A 20575-nucleotide genomic window follows, 5' to 3' on the forward strand; every position below is an offset into this window, starting at 1 on the left:
TGCGGACGCCGCTTCGCCTGCACCGCCAGCGCTCACACAAGGAGGCTCGCAGTCGGTCAGGCGGCCCGGCCGAGGCCGGCAACGGTCAGGTCCTGCTCGCGCAGCGGTGTGAAGTCGACGTCGAGCTTCGGGTCGTACGCGTCGGGCCGAATGCCGCATTCATGCGTGCTGACCCGGCATCCGCCGCAGCATCTGCGCCGCGCAGCTCGTCCTCCAGCTGCTGGCGGAAGAACTTGGCGTCGAACTCGGTGCTCTCGCATCGGCCGGATCCTGGCCGGCCAAGACCTGGACGGCGCCATGCGCAGCGACGCCACGTTCTGCCGCTCTGCCAACCGGGCCCTGCCGGAGGCGGAGGGCCGCGTCCGGCGCCGCTCCTACATGCCGGGTTGGCGGCACCTGTCCTTCCGCCTGGCCCTTGGTGGGGGCGTCGTGGAGACCGGCTGTCTGACCACCCGGGACCTGGGCGCCGCCCGGGAGACCCTCGCGCCGGCAGCTGCGGCCGGAGCCCGTTCTCGTGGACGGCGCCGCTCCTTGACTCCGCGGCGGTTTCCTGGCTTTCCCGGCCCTCGGTCATAGTCGGCGCCATGGACTTTGCCATGGACTTTGACGTAGTGGTGGCCGGAGGCGGCCCCGTCGGACTGATGCTGGCCTGCGAGCTCCGACTGGGAGGCGCGCGGGTGGCCGTCCTGGAGCGCCTCACCGAAGTGGACCCGACGATCAAGGGTGGGGCGATCACCACGCCCAGCGCCGAGGCGCTCTACCGTCGGGGCATGCTGCCCACGCTGGCCGAGGTGCAGCGGCAGGCGGTGGACCGCTTCCAGGCGTTCATGCGCGAACGCAACGGCGGGGACGGAGGCGGGGCCCCGCGCCAAGGGATCGGAATCGTCGGGCACTTCGCCGGCATCATGCTGCGCGCCGACCTCGTCGACCGCACGGAGCCGGGCCTCGGCGACGCCGGACCCGCCTCCGAGATCACGTTCGTGGCGCAGCAGGACATCGAGCGGCTGCTCGAAGGGCGGGCGGACGAGCTCGGTGTCGACGTGCGCCGAGGAGTCGAGCTGACCGGGTTCGACGCGGACGACGAGGCCGTCACGGTGCGGACCACCCACGGGGCCATACGCGCCGGCTGGCTCGTGGGCTGCGACGGCGGCCGCAGCACCGTCCGCAAACTCGCGGGGTTCGCATTCCCCGGCACGGACCCGGAGATCACCTGCCACCAGGCGGTCGTGGAGATGGCTGACGCCGAGGACCTGACGGTCGGCTGGGCCACCACGGACAACGGGGTCTACGCTCACGGGCCGATGCCGGGCCGCATCGTCACCGTGGAGTTCGACGGCCCGCCGGCCGACCGGGACGCGCCGGTCACCACCGAGGACCTCCAGGCGAGGCTGCGCCGCGTTTCCGGCGTGGACGTCACGATCACCGGGGTGCGTACCGCGACCCGGTTCACCGACCACGCCCGCCAGGTCACCGAGTACCGCAGAGGCCGGGTGCTGCTGGCGGGCGACGCGGCGCACGTGCACTCGGCGTTCGGCAGCCAGGGGCTGAGCCTTGGTATCGGGGACGCGATGAACCTCGGCTGGAAGCTCGCCGCGGTGATCGGCGGCCGGGCGCCACAGGGGTTGTTGGACACCTACACCGCCGAACGGCACCCGGTCGGCGCGGGGGTCCTCGACTGGACCCGTTCCCAGGTCGCGGCCATGCGCCCGGACCCACAGTCCCGGGCCCTGCGCGAGATCGTCAGCGACCTGGCGGAGACGGTCACGGGCACCACGTACCTCACCGCGCGGCTCAACGGCGCCCACGTGCGCTACGAGTTGCCGGGCGAGCACCCCCTGACCGGCCGCAGCGCCCCGGACCTCGAATTCGCCGACGGCAGCCGCCTCGCGGACCACCTCCACGGCGGCCGGGCGCTCCTGCTCGACCTCGCCGACGACCCGAAGCTCCGAGCCCTCGCCGTGGGGTATGCCGGCCACGTCGACACCCTGACGGTCGGTTGCCCGTCCCGCCCGAAACTGGTGGCGCTCCTTGTCCGTCCGGACGGCTTCACCGCCTGGGCGGCCGAGACGGGGGTGAAGGCGCCGACGTCGACAGCTGGGCTGGCGGAAGCGCTGGAGGAGTGGTTCGGCGTGCCAGAGGGTGCAGTGACGCCGGGCTGATCCGCCGCCCTGCCGGCCGACTCGAACCGGTGTGCCTTTGGCGTGCGGGCCCCGGCACAGGGCGAACAAGCCGATTCCACCCAAGGCCGCCGCACCCACCCGGTGCGGCGGCCGCCGCCGTCCAGGGCTCCCCTGTGGGCGGCAACTCGCCCATAACAGAACCGAGTTCACCGTGCTGAGAGAGCAGCCATTCACAAGGCCCGGATGGCGGGCCTGGGACAACGTGGTGCTGCGGTCGATGTGCTGGAGACGTCCCACGACGTCGTGTCGGCCCCCAACAACACCGTGACGGGCACGGTGGGGGAGCCGGAGACCGCGCATGGCCTTGGTGGCCACCGCTGCCGTCCCTCGCGGCCACTGAGAGCCGGCGCACGAATGCCCGGCCCTCGCCCGGACATCGACCATGCCGTCCTCGGCCATGGCCCCGTGCTCGCGCATCCAGGTCATGCAGACCTGCCGCCCAAGTCCTGCCGACATTGCGCCTGTTCGGGCGGGTTGCGGCTTCGACGTGGCAGGATCCCCCCCCACCTGTTCCGAGAACGTGGGGGAGTCATGCGCTTGACGAGCGAAGCGCGCCAGCAACTGCTGCTCCAGAACGAGGACTTCGAGCTGACGACTGGCTTCTCGGGAGGTAACTTCACCGAGTACCGGCGGTATTGGGTCACGGGTGGGGAGTTGCGTTGCCGCTCCAGCGGCAAGACGTCGTGGGCGGACAGCCGCTTCGACGGCGAGTACGTTGCCACCGACGAGCAGACGCACCGGTTCCTGCGGGAACACCTGGACGAGCTGAACACGGACGGGCTGTCGGGGAGCCCCCGAATCGCACGAAGGCAGCGCCCTCGCACCGATGGAGCCGGGGCGCTGCCGTCCGCTTCCTCGGCTACAACGACCGCCTGGACCGCCAAATGGCGTGCTCCAGTCCGCCTCTGTCGTGCCCGAGGAGCCCGGCGGCTTCCTCGTACACCGCGCGCAGTTGCTCATAGGGGAGAACCGGAACGCCGGCATCTGCAGCGAAGGCGCGCAGATGCACATCGACGGCGATCTGCGAACGGCCGACGAGGTTGCCGATGTAGTCGATGCTCTTCGGGCCTACGCCCTTCACCGTGCGCAGGGCGGCGCGATTGGCCTGCTGGTCGAGCCAGGAGTGGAGATCGTCGCGGGTGTCGACCCCGTTCGCGGCCAAGAGGTCGGTGATGGCGTGAGCTGTCGCGGCCTTCTGGGCGTGCTTGAACCTCATGGCGACGGCGAGGTCATGCGTGGCGAGCCGGCTCTGGAACCCGCGAACTGTGTGGGCGTCCGGCCAGTTCGTTTGCAGATCGAGAAGTCGCGGCCGGAGGGTCGCCTCGTAGGTGCACCGCGGCTGGAAGCTGACATCGCAGATGACAGCACCCATGTGAGTCCACCCGCCGGGCGGCGGAAACGGGCCGCCGCCCAGGAGGTGCCGAATGTGGTCGGCGAGTCGCTGGGCAAGGCTGGGTGCGGTCACGGTCCCATGATGAAGGGCTGATCTGGTGATCGGGACGCACAGCGCGAATTTCTCGAATGGTCGGGCTCGGTGACGAGGCGGCGACGGGGCGGCGACGGGGCGGCGACGGCGACGGGGCGGCGGCGACGCGGCCTGGGCGTTCTGGCGGATCCTGTCGGGGGCGCTCGACAGCGAAGAGAACGAATCCGAGACGCGGACACCTGAGCGGCCAGGCCCACGGCCACAGCACTCGCAACGCCGGAGGGACCACGCCGGCGCCGGCACGACCCCAAACGGGGATGCGCGCGCGGCGGTGGTCGGCTGGACGCACAACAGCGCGGCGGGGCGGAATCCCACGGGACCCGTCGGCTCTCCTCGACGGGGGCCGTCGAAGGTGCGTATCGCGTGACCAGCCGGTGGTGGCGGGTCGTCAGGTAATGGCCACGGTTCGTCCTTCGGCGCCTTTTCTTCTTCCGTAGCCGGGAGTTGGCGAAGAGTGGTATACCGGTTGCTTGAGGTTCCCATTTGGGGGCTCCGATATCCGTGCGGAGCCCGGTGCGCTGACTTCCGCCCCGAACCTTCCGGCCCACCAAGCCTTCCGCGTGAGCCGCGTGCACATCTCTTCAGCCCACGGAGTCCCCCAGGCGGCTCGCCAGGACATTTCCTGCGGCCTCTCGGCGCTTTATGCGCCCTGCTTCGACTGGAAAGACTACTCGGCTACGCCATCGAATCCCCGGCACCGGATGCCTGGTCGCCAGGGGGTTATCCGGATGGCGGCGCGGAGGAGATCTACAATTCCTCATCCGAGGGGTGCACCATGAGTATGGAAACATTCCTGCGTAACCCGCGGCCGGGCGGCGGCCCTGTCGGCGGGGCCGGCATTCTGGGTCCCGGATCCTTCTCGGTCTCGACCCAGCTGATGCAGGATGCGGTACCCGCGGCGGGCGTGTCCGTGGGCGACGGGCGCAACCAGGAGGCGCTCTTCGCGAACCCGTTCAAGAGCAGCCGGGAAGAAGCGCTTGTGATCAACCGGCAGGGGCAACTGACGTACCTGGAACGGACGGACACTTCCCCCACCGGCTGGGTTCAGGAGCCGGTGGCGAACACACCGCAGGTCGCCGAAGTCGTCGTGGCCGTGCACCCTTCCGGGGACGTGTGGGCGATCTGCAGCCCCAAGGACACGGCAGCCATGATGTTCGGGCTGGTCCTGGCCCTCGGCGAGCGCGAACCCGACGGTACGGCGCGCTGCGTGTGGCAGGGCATGACCTCGTTCAACAAGGTCGGACTTGCGGGTCAGGCGATGACCGTGTCCTACGCACCCGACGGCGGAGCGCTGGTTCTGGGGACGAGCCTGGAAGCCGAGACCGGGCCCACCAACCTGGTGCTCACCCCGCAGTTGAAGAGCAGCGACGGTTCGGGAGGCGGCTGGTTCACCGAACCCACCGGGCTGCTGGTCCAGGGATACCCCATGGTGGGCGGCGGCTTCCTGCCCTACCTCTCGTCGGGCAACCAGCCCGGCACCTACGTCTACTACGCCCTGGACGGGCAGAAACTGCTCCGCTGGGAGGAGCGCATGGGCGTGCCGGTGGGCAATGCCCTCCAAGTCAGCACGTCATGTGCGCAGTTCTGCGGCACCTATCACCAGCCGTACCTGAACCGCGACAACCCGCAAGGAGACATCGGGTTCCTCTACGTCGACACGAAGGGGGCCCTGGTCTGGGGCTACCGCATGTCTCCGGGAGGCACAGTCGTCACGGGTGAGGTCACCGATGTCGACTTCGCGGCCAAGACGAGGCTGTGGCAGGACGCCGACGGCAAGATGCACGTCTTCGGCCTCGACAAGGACGCCACCTTGAACGTGCTGCACCAAGCGGGATGGGAAACCGTCAGCCGGCAGATCGGTCCCCTCCGGGCGCAGACACTGCAACCGAAATGGACCCAGGCCCGCGTCGCGTCGGCCCCACCGGGAATCGGCGGATACGACCTGGCCCGCCCGAACGACCGAATGGTGGCATTCGACTACACCAGGTCCGGACACTCCGACCACCTGTTCGCCTACCGGCCCGGCCCCACGCACTACTACAGCGACCAGACCGTGTGGGTGGTCGAGCGGACCGACGAAGTCGGCGGGTTCGCCAGAGCCTTCAGCAACGAGTACGGACTGCCCGGGTACGACTTCACCTCCCCCGACGACCACGTCGTCGCCTACGACTACACGGGGTCGGGAAGCGCGGACCACCTGCTGGCCTACCGCCCGGGAGCGGGCAAGTTCTCGATCTTCAAGAAGCGGGACGGAGCGGAGGGCTTCGTCCCCGTGGCCGGCGCCGCCGCTGGAGGCATCGGAGGCAGCGGTGGAACGTACGACCTGGCAGACCGCCGAGACCGGTTGCTGCCCTTCGACTACCTGGGCACCAAGAAGAACGACCACCTGCTGGCCTACCGGCCGGGCACGCGAACCGCGTGGGTACTGGCACCGAAGGGCGACGGCTCGTTCACCCCAGTGGTCAGGTCATCGACCGGCCTCGGTGGATTCCCCCTGAACAGTCCGGCGGACGAGATAGCCGGCCTCGACTACGACAGCACGGGCAGCAGCACCCACCTGTTGGCCTACCGCCCCGGAGCGGGCATGGTCTACATCCTCGTGCCGGACAAGCACGGCGGCTTCAGGGCGGTGGTGCACAACCAGACCGGCGGGATCGGCGGCTGGGACCTGATGGAACCCGAAGACCGGCTCGTGCCGTTCGACTTCTCCGGCCTCGGCTGCAACGACCACATCCTGAGCTACCGGCCGGGCGACATCCCGGGCCACACCTCCCGACAGGCGTGGGTGCTGCGCCGGGACGGCGAGACCACCACCTACAAGCCCAGCATCCAGGGCAAGGGCCTGGGCGGGTACGACTTCTCCTCCCTGAGCGACCTGGTGACCGGCCTGGACTACAACGGCACGGGCGGCTTGTCCTACCTCGTCGCCTACCGGCCCGGTGCGGGCAAGGTCTCGGTGATGGGCCAGCGCGGCGCGGACAACATGGCCCCGGTCTACCAGGTACCGCCACCGCCGTTCACCACGGTCACCGTGGGAGTGCACGCCTCGGTAGTGGACTACCAGTTGGACCCGTACCCGGACTACAGACCGTCCGAGCTGATCAAGATGAGCGGAATGCCTCCGGCCGAGGCGTACTGCGTGTGCACCCAGGACATCACCACCTCGCAGTGGCAGATGGACAAGGTCCGCCTGCCCGAACCGGTCAAGAAACCCGGCCAGTCCGCGCCTCCTCCCGACGTCGTCTCGCACTACGTCGCCGACGTCACGCTGCTCTCCAAGGGGGGCCAGCCTCTGCCCGGCCACCCGGTGTCCGTCTCCGCCGACTCCCTGGTCGAGGTCCAGATCGCCGAGATCTCCTACCAGGTCGGCCCCGGCCGGCCCATCGCCGTGACCACCAGCCCCATGGGCAAGCTCGCCCTGGCCATCGCAGCGCGCGGACTCAACCCACCGGTGGTGCATCTCAATGCCGACGGCCTGCAGTCCGGCACGGCCATCGACTTCGCGGCCCAGGCCAATGACTTCCTGGCGGGCAACGGCACTCTGCCTTCACAGAAGGGCATGTTCACCCCCGACCTGCTCGAACACGCAACGGTTCCGTCGAACATGCCGGGAGCGCAGGGAGCACCCCCGCCGCTCGCCGACTGGAAGGCCCTCAGAGAACGCGGTCTGACGCCTCAGATCGTCGTCGACCATTGCACCAACATGTACGGGCAGGCAGCGGGCGGCAGCGCACTCCAGCCCGCTCTGATCGACGGCTTCGACGGACCCCAGCCCATCATCGGCTACGTCATCCAGCTGTGGGACCCCGACCGGCCCGCCTACCAGGCGTTCCGCACCCAGGACGAACTCGACGCCTACCGGAAGTACCGCAATGCCCACCCCACGTACGGCGGCTGGTGGGACGACTTCACCAGCTGGGCCTCCGACGTCTGGGAGGGCATCAAGACCGGGGCCGCCAAAGTAGCCGAAGTCATCGTCACCACGATCACCGAGATCGCCCTGTGGGTGGGCAACACCATCGTCTCCCTCGGCGAAATGGTCATCGAGGCCATCGAGCAAGCCATCCAGGCCGTCGAAGCGGTCTTCCAGATGATCGCCGAAGCCATCAGGCGCGTCATCGACTGGCTCAAGTCCCTGTTGTCCCTCGACGCCATCTGGAACACCAAAGTGGCACTGGAGGGAGCCGTCCAGTACTTCGTCCCGCTGTTCTCGTCGACGATCACCTACGCTCAGGGCCAACTCGACGCCTGGCTGATCGGTGTGCGCCAAAGGATCGACGACGCCCTCAATGACCTGACGCGAGAATTCGGCGGGACGCGTATGGGCGACTTCGGCAACAAGGTTCCCGCGGCGACAGGACCCACCGGTACGCAGGTGAACTCCGGCGAACTCAACACGCCGCAGGCCAACTGGATGCAGAACAAGGCCCTTTCCGGGACGGAGGCCTACCGGATCCAATTCCCGGATGCACCGGTGTCCGGAATCGAAGACGAACTGGCCCTCAAATTCACCAACATGTTCAATGCCTTCGGCGCCGCCGGCCCACAGGCCCTGTTCGGGAAACTGGAGGGCCTGTACGCCGAGGTCGAGAGCTTCTGCACGGTCGACGTCGGCGCCGGCGCCGAGCGATCCGCCTTCGAAAGCATCGTCGGGATGCTCAGGTCGCTCATCGACGAAGTGCTGGACGCGATCGGCGCCGTCGCCGACAAGGCCTTCGAGGCTGCCGCTTCGGCCGCCGCTTCCTTCTGGGACCTGTTCAGCCAGCCCCTCACCACTCCCTTCGGGCTGCTCGAAGCCCTCTATGAGTGGATTCACCAGCAGGCGCGGCCCGGTGAGCCTCCCGAGACACTGACCCTGGGCCGGCTCATCCTGCTGGTCGCCGCCTTCTTCATGACGGTGATCCACAAACTCATCCACGGAGTGGACACGGAACCCTTCCCGCAGGGGTTCCCAGCGAACATCCCGCTCCCCTCATGGGACCCGCGCTACGTTCCGAGTCCCCAGGAAGTCTCGTCACCGGACTGGGCGCTCAACGACAGCCTGCTCAGGGTTCAGGAGGTCCTCGGCGTGTTCTCGGCGATCTTCGACGGGGTCGCCACCCTCGGCACCGATCTGATCGCCCTCAACCCCTCAGCCGGGGACAATGTGCTGCGGCGCGTGGTCAACGGCATCGCGTGCTTCGGGAAGACCCTCACCCTGGTGGTCACCTGTCCACCGGTCCTCGGCACCAAGTGGGAGCAGACGGAAGGCGCGATCGCCTGGGGGATGCAGGTCGGCCGACTCGGCTGCGACATCGGCCTGACCGCCGTCGGCCACCTCATCGAGACGCTGGGTGAGCGCTCCACGCTGCTGAAGAACGCTGGCAGGGTCATCGATGACGTTCATCACATGATCGAGGGATCGGCCGGGCACTTCGTCCTGGGCGGCGTCTCGATGGGCTGCGGCATCGCCAGTGTCCTGAAGTCCCCGCCGGACAGCGAGGGCCTGACCCAGTGTGTCCTGGCGAGTACGGTGCTCGGGAACGCTCCCGATGTCCTCCAGGTCTTCCGCACCATCGCCCGCGCGATTTCCAGGGACGCGACGCCCACGAAGGTCATCATCGGCGCCGTCGCTGTGCTCGACGGACTGAGCGTCATGGGGTCCGATCTGCTGATCGGTGTGCCGGCGATCGTCGAACGGTACAACCTTCCGACCATCGACACGACGAACCCGACCCCCGCGACCGTCGGCGTCGAATACACGTGGACGTTCAAGGGAACGGGCGGGGAACGGTTCATCAACGACTCGAAGAAGAGGTTCGCCTTTTACGGTCCGGTGCCAGCTTGGCTGGCGACGCTGGATGAGTGCACGGGGGTGGTGGGTGGGACGCCGACCAGTGCGGATGTGGTCACGCCGCCTGTGGGGTTTTTCGTGGCGCGTTATGACGGTTTCGCGCCGCCGCAGGGGAAGGCGGCGGAGTTCTCCATCGCGGTTCTGGAGGAGTGAGCTTGCTCTGCGGTGGTCCTGCGTCGGCGAGTTGCTGCTCGTCGACGCAGGACTGTCCGGGGGGACTTCGGGCCGGGGTCGGGGGTGAGGGGGGCGTGTGTCGTCGTCCGGTCGCGGGTGGGCGGGCGGTGAGGGGGCGCGGACGGTGGTGGTGCGGTTGTGGAGGTGTTGTTCCTGGGCGGGGCGGAGGCGGATCTCGGGCCCTTCCGGCGCCGCCACGGCGGGGCCCCCGCCCAGACCCGCTTCACCGCTCCCGCTGCACCTCCACCGCTTCATGGCCGCCCCGGTGGCGCGGGGCAGGAGTGTGGTGGCGTGGTGGCGCCGTGTGTGGTCTTTCGCTTTGGTGTCTGCTTGGCATGCACGACGTACGCGGCACGTACGTCTAAAGTGCGGTCTGTGTACGGTTCGGGGGCTAGGGTGCGCTCGGGAGGTGTTCCATGTCCGAGTTGTTCGATCGAATCGATGCGCTGGTTGCGTCCCGGTCTGCGTTGCCGCTCCCGGCGGAGCGCAAGAGGCTGCGCCAGGCGCATGGCCTGACACTGGACGAAGTGGCTTCGGCTCTGGATGTTCGGCGGGCGACGGTCAGTGGCTGGGAGGCCGGCAGGACCGAGCCACGGCCGCCGGAACGCGAGGCGTATGCGCGACTGCTCGCGAAGCTCGCGGAGCTGTACCCCGCCGGCTCCAACGCTGCGGCGCCCGTTGAGGGCACGCTCGTTTCGCGCACGGTGGCGGGCGCCCCAGCCCCTGCCTGCGCTGTCCAGGCGCAGCCTGGGCCCGCAGACCCGGCGATCGAGGCTGCGGCGGTCACGGCAACCGGGCACCCCCCGGCCCCGGCGCCCACTCCGGTCCCGGCCCCGGCCCACACCCCGGGGCCCGTCCCGGCCCCGGCCGCCACCCCTACCCCCGGCGCCCCCGTCCCGGCTCCGGCCTCCCTGCCCGCGGCTGCAGCTCCGGCCGCCATGCCCGAGGCCCCAGCTCCGGCTGCCGCGTCCCGTCCGGCGCCGGCCAGCGGGCCGCTGCCGTCGTCGTCGCGTCGTCCCAGCACCGGGCCGTCGACGTCGTCGTCGCGTCGCTCCGGCGCGCGGAAAACCGCCCCGGCAACCACCCTGGCAAAGACTTCGGCAACGACTTCGGCGACGATTTCGGCGCCCGCCCCGGCGAGCGGCCCCGATCCGCGGTTCGAGAACGGCCCGCTGGCCGTCATCGACGTCGACACCCACGGCACGGTGTCGGCATACTGCGCCCGCGGACTGGTCCTGGACGTACCCGCGACGTCGATCCCGTCCCTGGTGGACTGGACGCTCAAGGAAGCCAGACTCGGGGCCCCGAAACTCGCCGGGCCCGGCAAGGACGCCGACCCGCTGCTCGTGCTTACCCAGACCGCGCTGGAGCGCTACGGCCTGCCCGTCGCGCTCACGCAGGACGAGCGGCTCGCCGGACGGCTCCCGGAGGACCACAACGTCGTCAAGCAGCTGGCCCGCGCGCAATGGAAGCTGACGAAACGGGGGTTCGGGCCGTGGGCACGGATCTACCGCCCCGCGACCGGTCCGGAGCGGGCCTGCGTGCAATTGTGCATCCCGTCCTGGAACGCGCTCGACACCCGCCACTGGGCCCACGCCGGACAGCTCCCGCCGGCCGAACTCGCCCGCGTCCTGGGCGTGTACGCGTCGCGGGTGATGACGCCACGCGGCTCGACGGCTGTGACCGGCCTGGAGCTGATGACCGCGCTGCACCCCCCGACCCGGGCCTCCGCACCGGACGCCGACGGCAAGCGCCATCCCGAGCACAACCCCGGCTCGCTGGGCAAGGATCCGGTGGACTGCGCCCCGTGCGAGGCCCCCGACGGCCACCCTCTCCTCAAGGACCTGCCCCGCTTCCACCTGCGCGGCCCGCAGGAAAAGCTGTTCGAGGAGGCCTACGACTGGGCCCGGCCGATGACCGACGCCGAATGCACCCTGCGTCATCTGGTCGGTATCGACGTGAACATGGCCTTCGCGGCCGGCGCGAACGGCCTGACCGTCGGCCTCGGTGCGCCCACATACCTCAAGACCCCGGTCTTCGACCCGAAACTGCCCGGCTCGTGGCTCGTGGACCTGTCCCATGTCGACCTGTCCCATGTGAAGGCCGGCAAACAATGGGTGGAACTGGACGGCAGCCTGCTGCCCTCCCCGTTCACCCCGAAGGGCGACCGGCCCGAGGGTCCGGCCTGGTACGCGACACCGACCGTCGCCTACGCGGTGGAACTCGGCTACGACGTCACACCGATCGAGGCATACGTGCGCCACGAGAACGGCCGCTACCTGGACAGTTGGTACCAGCGGCTGCGCGACGCCTACCTCGCCACGATGTCCGACCTCGGCATCGACGCCGACCTGCCGCCGCAGGACTTCCTGACAGCCATCGACGGCCACCAGACCCGCGACCGGGAACTGGCGATCGTCGTCTCCGCCGTCAAAGCCACCGTCAAGGGCGGCCTGGGCAAACTCCGCGAACGCCCCCGAGGCGAAGGCTGGCGGCCCGGCGAGCCGTGGCGCGCCCTCGCCCGGCCCACCTGGCGTCCCGACATCCGCGCCGCCGTCATCTCCCGCACCCGCATCAACCTGCACCGCAAAATCGTCAAACACGCGGCATTCACCGGGCAGTACCCCATCGCGGTCCTCTCCGACTGCGTCGTCTACGCCTCGAACGGGCCGAGCCCGCTGGACTTCCTGCCCCACCACGACGGCAAGCCGCTGCCCGGCGGCTTCAAACTCGGCATCAACCCCGGCCTGGTCAAGCCGGAGGGCACCCAGTCCGTCCTGTGGGGCGAAGAGGTCCGCGAGCGATTCAACGCCCCCGAACTCAACCTCGCCCGCTACATCAAGGACGGCACCATCACCGACACCGACAACGGCGAGTAGGACAAGACAATGAGTATGTTCGGGGACGGCCTCGACCAGGCAGTGCAGCAGGCATTCACCCGCCCCGCACCCAAGAACGCCGGCCCGCAGATCCGATACCTGGTCAAAAAGCTGGGCGGCACGAGAGCCGTCGCCCAATTGCTGCGTGTCTCCCAGCGCACCGTCGAACGCTACGTCAAGGACCAGATCAAAAAGCCCCGCCCCGACCTCGCCGCCCGCCTGGAGCGTGAGGTGAACAAACGGTGGCAGCCCCAGATCCGGGCCAGGGCCCGCCAGAACGCGGCCACCACCAGCGGCATCGTCATCGACACCCGCGCCCGCATGGGCTACACCGCACCGATCGGCTCCACCGACCAGGACCGCATCCGGCACCTGACCGTCGCCCTGCCACCCCACCACGCCGCCCGCCTCTTCGCCGCCCAGGAACAGGGCGCCACCGACCAGCGCCTCCAGGAGATCACCGCCGAAGCCCTCAAAGAGATCTACTTCCAAGACAACGGCCACCGCGCCGGCAGCCTCGAAGAGATCCGTTTCACCGACATCGAACACCTCGAGTTCGGCCTGTAGCCACCGCGCCGCGACCATGCCGCACCCGCCGGACCACCACGGCCCCGGGGCCCGCCCGGAATCCGCCGTCGGATCGGCTACGTCCTTGCGGTGGTCTGCTCGGCCGAAGTGCCCACAGGCGCGGGTACCTTCGCTGCGGATGCCCTGGTGAAGAGTGACCGAAGCGAGCCTCGCAGAAGCTGTGGGACGGGCCTGGCGCGAAGGCATGCTCGACGCGAGCCCGAACCTGTTTGTGCGAGCGGTTGTGCTCCTGTTTCCACTCGGTCAGTTCCTCGCCGGCCCGGCGACGGTGCGGCATCACGAGTCCGGTTCCGGGGTAACCGGCGTCGGCGATCGTCATGGTGTGGCCGACGGCGGCCTTCGCGCCGGACTCGCCCCATGCCTTGCAGTCGTTGCGGTTGCCCGACAGTGGCTGTCCGACCACGAGGACCAGGCGGGTGTCGGCGTCGATGACGACCTGGTGGTTGGTGGAGTACCGGTGGTTTTTCGACTGCTCGGCGACCTCGTGGTCGCGGATCGGAACCAAAGTGCCGTCCACGATGAGTACGGCGTCCTTCGCGAAGCGGTGCCGAGGTTGCAGTGCCAGCAGCGGCCCGAGGTGATCGATGATGAGGTCGACCGCGGACTTCGAAATGCCGAAAAGCGGGGGAAGCTGGCGCATCGTCAAGTTCGTGCCCCAGTACGCCGTGACCAACAGCGTCCGGTCCCCAGCGAAAGGCCCCACGGCCGACCCTGGTGGACCGTATCGACACCGGCGCGGCGCAACACCGTCAGCAGCTTCGCGAACTGGCGTGGGCTCAGCCCGGTGAATGGGGCTGTCCAAGACGACTCCGACGCCGTGATCACGCCAGTCATAGCAAGATCATTTCGCTGGTGTTGAGCCCTCCTGCTGGTGAGGGTGGGTTCCGGATGCGAAGGCGAGAATGTCGACGACCGCTGCGCGCAGGCTCCCGAAGTGACGGTGCACGCCGTCGACGGCAACGGAAGCGTTGACCCCCCACACCGTCATGCCGGCACGCAACCCGGACTGCACCCCGGAAGGGGCGTCCTCGATCACCAGACAGTCCTCCGGCTCGGCACCGAGCCGCTTGGCAGCCAGGAGATACGGGACGGGTGAGGGCTTGCCTTCCTCGACGGAGGCGGCATCCACGATGACATCCGCACCGGCAAGCCGGTCCGGGCGAAGCGTCCGCGCACCCGGTGCTCGTAATTCGGGGTCACCAACGCCCACGCCCCGGAGGGCAAAGCGCCCAGCACCTCGGAGGCACCGGAGAAGGCCGTATACACGCCGGACCGCACATCCTCGTCCTCCAGCTCGTGCAGCGCGGCCAGGCACTCCCGTGGGTCCCGGTCTGGAAAGATCTGCGCGAAGGTCTCCATCGGCCTCGTCCTCAGCGCCACTTGGTAGACCTCATCGGGATCCAGCCCGTATCGCTCCGCCCACACGCGCCAAACGCGGCGCTGGTTGTCCACGGCATCGATCAACGTGCCATCGACATCAAACAGGACATACTTCTTGGCTCCGGGCCGAGCAGATTCACCCATCACGCCCCGATCATGCCATCAGGCCCCCGAACAGGCAGTTTGCGGGACAGCCCTTAGGAGGTGCCGTCCTCGCTCCGTCCTTGCGTACTCCGTTCACATGAGCGCATGTGACAAGCCGAATGCCGTGTTGATGACGACAAGACTGCTTCGACTGATCCGAATCGCCATCTCATCCCTCTCCGTGGGTGACAACTACGGTGCTTCGGCTCAGATCTGCGGGTCGGCGTACAGGGCACTGGCGGCTGCCCGCTCCCGAATCCGCAGCACGAATACGAGGCTGAGGATGACCAGGATGTGGCCGCCCGGCGGCACCCGTCGACCGCTCGCCCCGCGCGTTGCCGCGCCCCGTGAGCCGGTCGACCCTGCCTGGATCGGCCGCCGCGTCGTACGGTGCCGGGCGAAGGGGATGGACGCCGGTGCCGTCGCGGCGGCTCTTGAGGTCGCCCGGTTCGATGCCCGGCAGGCGTCCCGGCATGAGGGCCTGGCCGACGACGCCTGCGGCCCGGCGGAGCTCGCGGAGTGGGAACGCATCGACCCCAACTGCTCGCCGCCGCGCCCGCGGGCACCGTCTACGCCCCGGACGTCGACACCGTCGTTCAGGCCGAGCTCGCCATCGGCGCCGCGGCAGCCGCCGCCCGGGGAGCCGAGCTGCGCGAAGCGATGCGGATCGCGGCCCGCGCCGACGAGCTCCAGGCGCTGCGCGAGCTCGGCACGCTGGAACAGACCGAGCCCCGCCGGCGACGAAGCCGTCGGTGACGAGCTCACCCGGCGAGTCGGCGGGTACGTCCAGGCCGACGTCGACCCCTGGCTCGCCCACGCCCTGGCCGCGCACCTTGGGCACTACCGCGACCGCACCGCCCACGAGGAAGCCGCCGGCCTTCTGGCCCCGCCAGTCCTCGCGCACGCCGCGCTGCTCGCCGAACTCGCCCGCCTGGTCCCCGGCGAAGACATGGACCAGCTTGCGTTCGCGGGCCCGGCTCGCCACCACCGAGCCCGAAGCCGCCGGCGCGCTCGCCGCGTTCCTCACCCGCGCCGAAGGACTCCGGGCGTGAGCGACGGCCGGTGATCCGTCTCACTGAGGTTTGACGGCGTCTCAGCGAACTTTGACGAGGCGCTCGTTGGATGAGCGGAGCAGTTGCTGGACGTGCCCCGGGGTCGCCACCGTGCGCTTGCTTGGCGGCCCCGGGGCCCCGGTGGTAGCCGGTCAGCCCTGGAGCGTCTGCTGGGTGAACTCCAGGGTGATGAACTCGGCGGGCCGCAAGGCGGCGAGGCCGACCTGGACAACCAGCCGGCCCGCGGCGATGTCATGCTCCGTCATCGTGACGCCCCTGCCGACCCGGACGAAGTACGCCTCCTGCGTACTGCTACCCATCAGGGCGCCCTGCCGCCACAAGCTGTCCAGGTAGTTGTCGATGGCGGAACGCACCGACTCCCACGTGCGCTGGGCGTTCGGCTCGAACACCGTGACGCTCAGTGCCCTCTGAATGTCGCGCTCGACCATGGTGAACAGTCGGCGGATCGGGATGTAGCGCCAGTCGGTGTCGGCGAGGGTCCGGGCGCCCCAGATCAGCGTGCCCCGGCCGGAAAAGGTGCGGATGAAGTTGAGGTTGAGGTGGGCGCCCTGGTCCGTGTCACTGGCCGGGTGGAGCGGGCCGTCGATGCCGCGCAGGGCGATGTTGGCGGGAGCCTTCCATACTCCGCGCTCGCGGTCGACGGCGGTCCAGGCACCCGCGACGGCGCCGCTGGGTGCGATCGGCTCGTCGTCGCCGCTCTGCTTGAGCCAGGGGGAGTACACCGCCGCGTAGCCCAACACCTCCTGGTCCAGGCCCCATGCCTCGACGGCCGTGCCGGCCTGCTCAGGGGTGTGGTCGCGGTCGGTGTGCAGGATGGCCATCGCTTGGTTCTGCGCGGCCCAGCCGGTGAGCGCGCGGGCCCACTCCCCGGCGCTCTGGGCGCCCTGGTCCCACAGTCCGGGGGCGACCACGATCGTCACGCCCCCCAATGCCGTCACCGCCTCCAGAGCCTCGGCGAGGGAGGATCCGGCGGTGCTGACCAGGTAGCAGTACCCCCCGCCGTTCTGGAAGTAGCTCTTGAGAACCGGCCCCAGCACCTTGCCGACGTCCGCGCCGCCATCCGCGTCGGCCAGTGTGCGGAAGTCCAGCCAGCTGTTCACCCGGACCCCGCCCGCGGGCACCCCGGCGAAGTCGCCGACGAACGCCGTCACCGCGCTCTGCCCCGGCTGGACGGACATGCTGAGGCTGTACGTCTCCGCGACGTAGACGCCCGGGAAGCTCGACGAACCTGCCATGGGACTCTCCTCCACTGTAGGTGTGCAACGCGGATGATCATCCAGCGGGACCGGAGTACCCGTAGCTGTTCGCGTGTTCTGACCAACGCCACACCGCACTTCAGGTAATGCACCCGAACGACGGCGCCAGCCCAACGCCTCCGCCGCACCCTGGCGGTCAAACTCCAGTGAGGCACCCGGCACTCCGTCGAACTTCGACGAGACTCGCCAAAGGTCGTTGCGACGGATCATGACCCGTCGCAAATGATGTGGCCCCTGACCATCCTTGTGACCAGCGGCGACCAGATGCATTGAGATGAGGAGGAGTTGAAAATCTCAGCTGATGTGGTCCAGATTCAGCGAATCGGCCGATGTTGTCGTGTGACATCAAACCTTGAGCGTGGGCCACCGAATTTGGCTGGCTGGCGCAGTAACCGTATGCGGCCCAGCCGGCCAGCTCAGTGCGTTTGACCGTCTCGCGGGAGCACCCGCATTCCACCGGGGTGGAGTCGGCCAGCCACACGTCATCGGTCCACAAGGTGGTGTCGACGGCCAACAGGCGTATGACCTGCCGGACCAGGCCAGCGGATTTTTCGCAGCCGCTTGTTGCAGCCGGGCTGTTTGGGGAGATCTGGGAACAGGTGCCGTAGGTGGGCGTGGGCGTGGCGGATCGAGCGCGCTTCGGAGGTGGAGCCGAGCATGGCCTGCATCATCGCGAGCGTGATCGGCTCGGCGTCGCTCAGTCGCGGCGCGATGCCCACGGTCGGCCGCCGCGGGCCCAGGCAAGGCGAGCCCTTGAGCAGGTCGTCGGTTTTCACGACCAGTGCGGTCGCGAGGGTGTCCAGGCCGGCGTTCACCAGGCCTCCAGGCTCCGGCGTCGGGGCGGTGCGAGGCCGGAACCTGGAAGTACGGTACGGTGCTGACGGCCGGGAATAGCGTGTGAAATTGGGGCAATCGGTTCATTCGGCGAGTTCGAATCGGTCGGCGATCTGCTCGATGAGTGGCAGGTGCTCCTCCCAGGTCGCGCTTCCCATACCGAGCACGTACGCGCCGTTCCCGCGTACGGCGAAGTACTCCCGCATGCGGCAGGTGACTGTTCCCTCGCTGTTGCGGGTGACGAAGTCCAGCGTCACCCCGAGCTGCCCTGCGAACGCTGCCTCAGCGCGTGCGAGTCGTCGAAGCCATGGGCGGCGAGTCTCTTCTGGGCCCCTCGGCTACCTCCATCGCAGTTCCCCTGGCAGGCATCTTGAAGACGATCAGGTTTCGTCCGGGCCCGCCGGTGGCCCGAAGGATTTCCGGACCGTTCGCCGGGACCGGAGGCAGCGCCTCCCAGCCAATTGGTACATGCAGGATCGCCTCGTACGGGACGATCTTGATTGCTTACCAGGTGGCATTGCGGATGTCAGACATGCGGCGGCCTTCCGGAGCGACGTTCTCGGTCGCCAGGTGTAATACCGGCAATCGCCCGCAGTGCGAACCTCGCACAAGCCGCCCGGCCCGGTATCCGTAGGAGCGGCAACCCCACAAGCGTCGAACATGCCGTTGAGCTTGTCGACGACGTCCTCGCTCCACTCCAGGTAGCCCCGCAGCACGACCTCGGTGTCGCTCTTGGTGCGAAGGCGGTGCCCGCGCGACACGAGGTCCGCCCTGTGCTCCCGTTAGTTGCAGATCTCATGAAGGTGAGGACCGCGAGGAGGCGTCCGTCCTCCTCGGCGGTCATCGGCTGACGGCCGCCTTCGAGGTCGATCACCGACAGGCGGCGGTGGCCGATCGCGGCGTGCGGAGCGACACACACGCCTTCGTCGTCCGGGCCACGGCAGGCCAGGTCGACAGGCCGACGCTGAGCACCGGGATTCCGGGCGCTTTGCGGACAGGTGCGACTATGCGCCGTTCGGTCGGGGGTCGGCCCGCCGCCGCCGAAGGGGAGGCAACCGCGGCGGGCCATGGGGGAGAGCGCGGTCCGGGCCCTACTGGGACGCGGGGAACGAGATCTTCCTGGCGTGGTGGAACCAGGCCACGAACACCATCAGGACGGCGGCACAGCCGCCGATCGTCATGACGGTCGAGGGGGAGGAGTGGTCGATGACGATCCCGCCCATCAGTGCCCCGATGGAGAAGGTGGCCTGGAACGACGCTGTGAACACGACGGAGGAGGCCTCGGGGGAGTCGGGGTTGGCCTTGGCGAACCACGTCTGCGAGCAGACCGGCACGGCGCCGTAGGCGATGCCCCAGACGATCAGCAGGGCCACCGCGCCCAGGTCCCACCGGCCGAGCACCGGCAGCAGCAGGGTCACGGAGGCGATCATCGCCGCGGCCGCCGCGAAGGTGGCCCGCGGGTACCGGGTCACAGCGGACCCGCCGAGGAAGTTGCCGACGATGCCCGCGACTCCGTAGATGAGCAGGTAGACCGTGATGAGTCCGGAGCGCACATGGGTCACCTGCTCCAGGAAGGGGGTGACGTAGGTGTAGGTGCCGAAGTGGGCCAGGACGATGAGGAAGGTCAGCACCAGGGCGAACCGGGTGTTGATGCCGCGGAACATGCCGCTGAGCACGTTCAGGCGGGTCGCCTGCACGGCTGGGAGCGCGGGCACCACCAGGAGCAGCATCACGAACACCGCGATGGTGAAGACGCCCATGACGAGGAACGTCGTCCGCCAGCCCGCGATGTCCGCGATGAACGTGCCGAGCGGGACGCCGAGCACCGAGCCGAGGGGCACCGCCGAGAAGATCACCGAGGTGGCCCGGCCCACCTGCTCCGCCGGTACAAGCCGGCCGGCGAGCCCAGCCCCGATGGACCAGAAGCCGCCGATCGTGATGCCGACCATCACTCGCGAGATCAGGATCATCCAGTAGCTCGACGCCGCCGCAGCCAGGAAGTTGGCCAGCGCGAGGAGCAGGATGAACGCGCCGAGCATCACCCGCCGGTCGATGCGCGCGGTGGCCACGGTCACCACCGGCGCGGAGACCGCGGCGAGGAAGCCGGGCATGGTCATCATCAGCCCGGCCATTCCGTCCGAGATGGTGAAGCTGGATCCGATCGATGTCAGCAGACCGATGGGGAGGATTTCGGTGGTGACGATCGCGAAGATCCCCATCATCACCGAGATCACGGTCAGCCAGGAGACCAGGGGTGAACGGAGAGTCGGCGCTGCTGAGGCTTCGCCGGAGGTGATGGTGGTTGCTGTGGACATCAATCCCGTCCTGCGTTGGGCATCACGTGGGGTGTGATCACTAGTCCAGCAGGGACGGCAGCCAGCTTCTGGCAGATTCTCGACACCAACAACAGGCATCCCGGGTGATGTCGCGCTTTCGCGAAGCAGAAGCAGGCCCGCACCGCCTTCCACACCGCCGCACTCTCCGACATGCGCAAGCACGGCCTGTCGGAGCACGGCGGTGCCACCGAGACCGTCGACCCCCCCGGGCCGGGACGCCGCCCTGACCCCGGCGCAGCGGGCCACCGCTGTCCAGGCCCACCAGCAGGCCGGGATGCCCGCGGAGTACCTGGAGGGCCGCACGACCGACCCGGCGACGTGGCTGCGCACACCCAAGAACCTGGACCGGCTCGCCGCCTTCACCCGCGCCGCCGACGCCCGCCGCCGCGCTATGGAGAACCGGAAGGCCCCG

At 69.0% G+C, this 20575-nt stretch carries 10 protein-coding genes and 3 pseudogenes; 5 read left to right on the forward strand and 8 right to left on the reverse strand.

The genetic code is table 11. From position 1 onward, the window contains the following. Positions 1-596: 596 nt before the first annotated feature. On the forward strand, positions 597-2159 hold the full coding sequence (locus OG432_RS34660) for an FAD-dependent monooxygenase (protein ID WP_328314915.1): 1563 nt from the start codon (positions 597-599) through the stop codon (positions 2157-2159). A gap of 880 nt (positions 2160-3039) precedes the next feature. Here OG432_RS34660 and OG432_RS34665 read toward each other — a convergent pair. Continuing rightward, positions 3040-3645 (reverse strand): hypothetical protein, encoded by a 606-nt coding sequence (locus OG432_RS34665; RefSeq protein ID WP_328314916.1) that lies wholly within the window; start codon positions 3643-3645, stop codon positions 3040-3042. A 796-nt stretch (positions 3646-4441) separates the two neighbouring features. Between OG432_RS34665 and OG432_RS34670 the strand changes: the two genes are divergently transcribed. From OG432_RS34670 to tpg, 3 genes are all read left to right on the forward strand, one after another. Then, on the forward strand, positions 4442-9652 hold the full coding sequence (locus tag OG432_RS34670) for a hypothetical protein (RefSeq protein WP_328314917.1): 5211 nt from the start codon (positions 4442-4444) through the stop codon (positions 9650-9652). A 437-nt stretch (positions 9653-10089) separates the two neighbouring features. After that, the gene (gene tap, locus OG432_RS34675) at positions 10090-12552 is read left to right on the forward strand and encodes a telomere-associated protein Tap (RefSeq protein WP_328314918.1); all 2463 of its coding nucleotides are present in this window, start codon (positions 10090-10092) and stop codon (positions 12550-12552) included. Positions 12553-12561: 9 nt separating this feature from the next. Then, a complete protein-coding gene (tpg, locus tag OG432_RS34680; RefSeq protein ID WP_328314919.1) occupies positions 12562-13119 on the forward strand; it encodes a telomere-protecting terminal protein Tpg in 558 nt (185 codons plus the stop codon). A 196-nt stretch (positions 13120-13315) separates the two neighbouring features. Here the strand turns inward: tpg and OG432_RS34685 are convergent. Both OG432_RS34685 and OG432_RS34690 read right to left on the reverse strand, forming a co-directional pair. Next, a pseudogene (locus OG432_RS34685) lies at positions 13316-13974 on the reverse strand (transposase); the annotation flags it as partial. A 7-nt stretch (positions 13975-13981) separates the two neighbouring features. After that, positions 13982-14664 (reverse strand): annotated as a pseudogene (locus tag OG432_RS34690) (HAD family hydrolase). Between the two features lie 519 nt (positions 14665-15183). On the opposite strand from OG432_RS34690, the gene OG432_RS34695 reads away from it, so the two are divergent. Then, entirely contained in the window at positions 15184-15420 is a 237-nt protein-coding gene (locus OG432_RS34695; RefSeq protein WP_328314920.1) for a hypothetical protein, read from the forward strand. Between the two features lie 448 nt (positions 15421-15868). On the opposite strand, the gene OG432_RS34700 is transcribed toward OG432_RS34695, so the two are convergent. The 5 genes and pseudogenes from OG432_RS34700 to OG432_RS34720 form a co-directional block, all read right to left on the reverse strand. After that, complete coding sequence (locus OG432_RS34700; RefSeq protein WP_328314921.1) at positions 15869-16972, reverse strand: phage tail sheath family protein; 1104 nt, start codon at positions 16970-16972, stop codon at positions 15869-15871. Positions 16973-17372: 400 nt separating this feature from the next. Continuing rightward, positions 17373-17808 (reverse strand): annotated as a pseudogene (locus OG432_RS34705) (IS982 family transposase); the annotation flags it as partial. A 102-nt stretch (positions 17809-17910) separates the two neighbouring features. Continuing rightward, the gene (locus OG432_RS34710; protein WP_328314922.1) at positions 17911-18084 is read right to left on the reverse strand and encodes a hypothetical protein; all 174 of its coding nucleotides are present in this window, start codon (positions 18082-18084) and stop codon (positions 17911-17913) included. Between the two features lie 123 nt (positions 18085-18207). Next, the gene (locus OG432_RS34715) at positions 18208-18588 is read right to left on the reverse strand and encodes a hypothetical protein (RefSeq protein ID WP_328314923.1); all 381 of its coding nucleotides are present in this window, start codon (positions 18586-18588) and stop codon (positions 18208-18210) included. 330 nt (positions 18589-18918) lie between these two features. Then, positions 18919-20142 (reverse strand): MFS transporter, encoded by a 1224-nt coding sequence (locus OG432_RS34720; protein ID WP_328314924.1) that lies wholly within the window; start codon positions 20140-20142, stop codon positions 18919-18921. Positions 20143-20575: the final 433 nt, after the last annotated feature.

It is taken from the genome of Streptomyces sp. NBC_00442 (assembly GCF_036014195.1).
Taxonomy (GTDB): Bacteria; Actinomycetota; Actinomycetes; order Streptomycetales; family Streptomycetaceae; genus Streptomyces.

Coding starts and splice junctions, on each gene's coding strand:
- OG432_RS34660 (WP_328314915.1), top strand. CDS start 597: ATGGACTTTGACGTAGTGGTGGCCGGAGGCGGCCCCGTCGGACTGATG.
- OG432_RS34670 (WP_328314917.1), top strand. CDS start 4,442: ATGAGTATGGAAACATTCCTGCGTAACCCGCGGCCGGGCGGCGGCCCT.
- tap (WP_328314918.1), top strand. CDS start 10,090: ATGTCCGAGTTGTTCGATCGAATCGATGCGCTGGTTGCGTCCCGGTCT.
- tpg (WP_328314919.1), top strand. CDS start 12,562: ATGAGTATGTTCGGGGACGGCCTCGACCAGGCAGTGCAGCAGGCATTC.
- OG432_RS34700 (WP_328314921.1), bottom strand. CDS start 16,972: ATGGCAGGTTCGTCGAGCTTCCCGGGCGTCTACGTCGCGGAGACGTAC.
- OG432_RS34720 (WP_328314924.1), bottom strand. CDS start 20,142: ATGTCCACAGCAACCACCATCACCTCCGGCGAAGCCTCAGCAGCGCCG.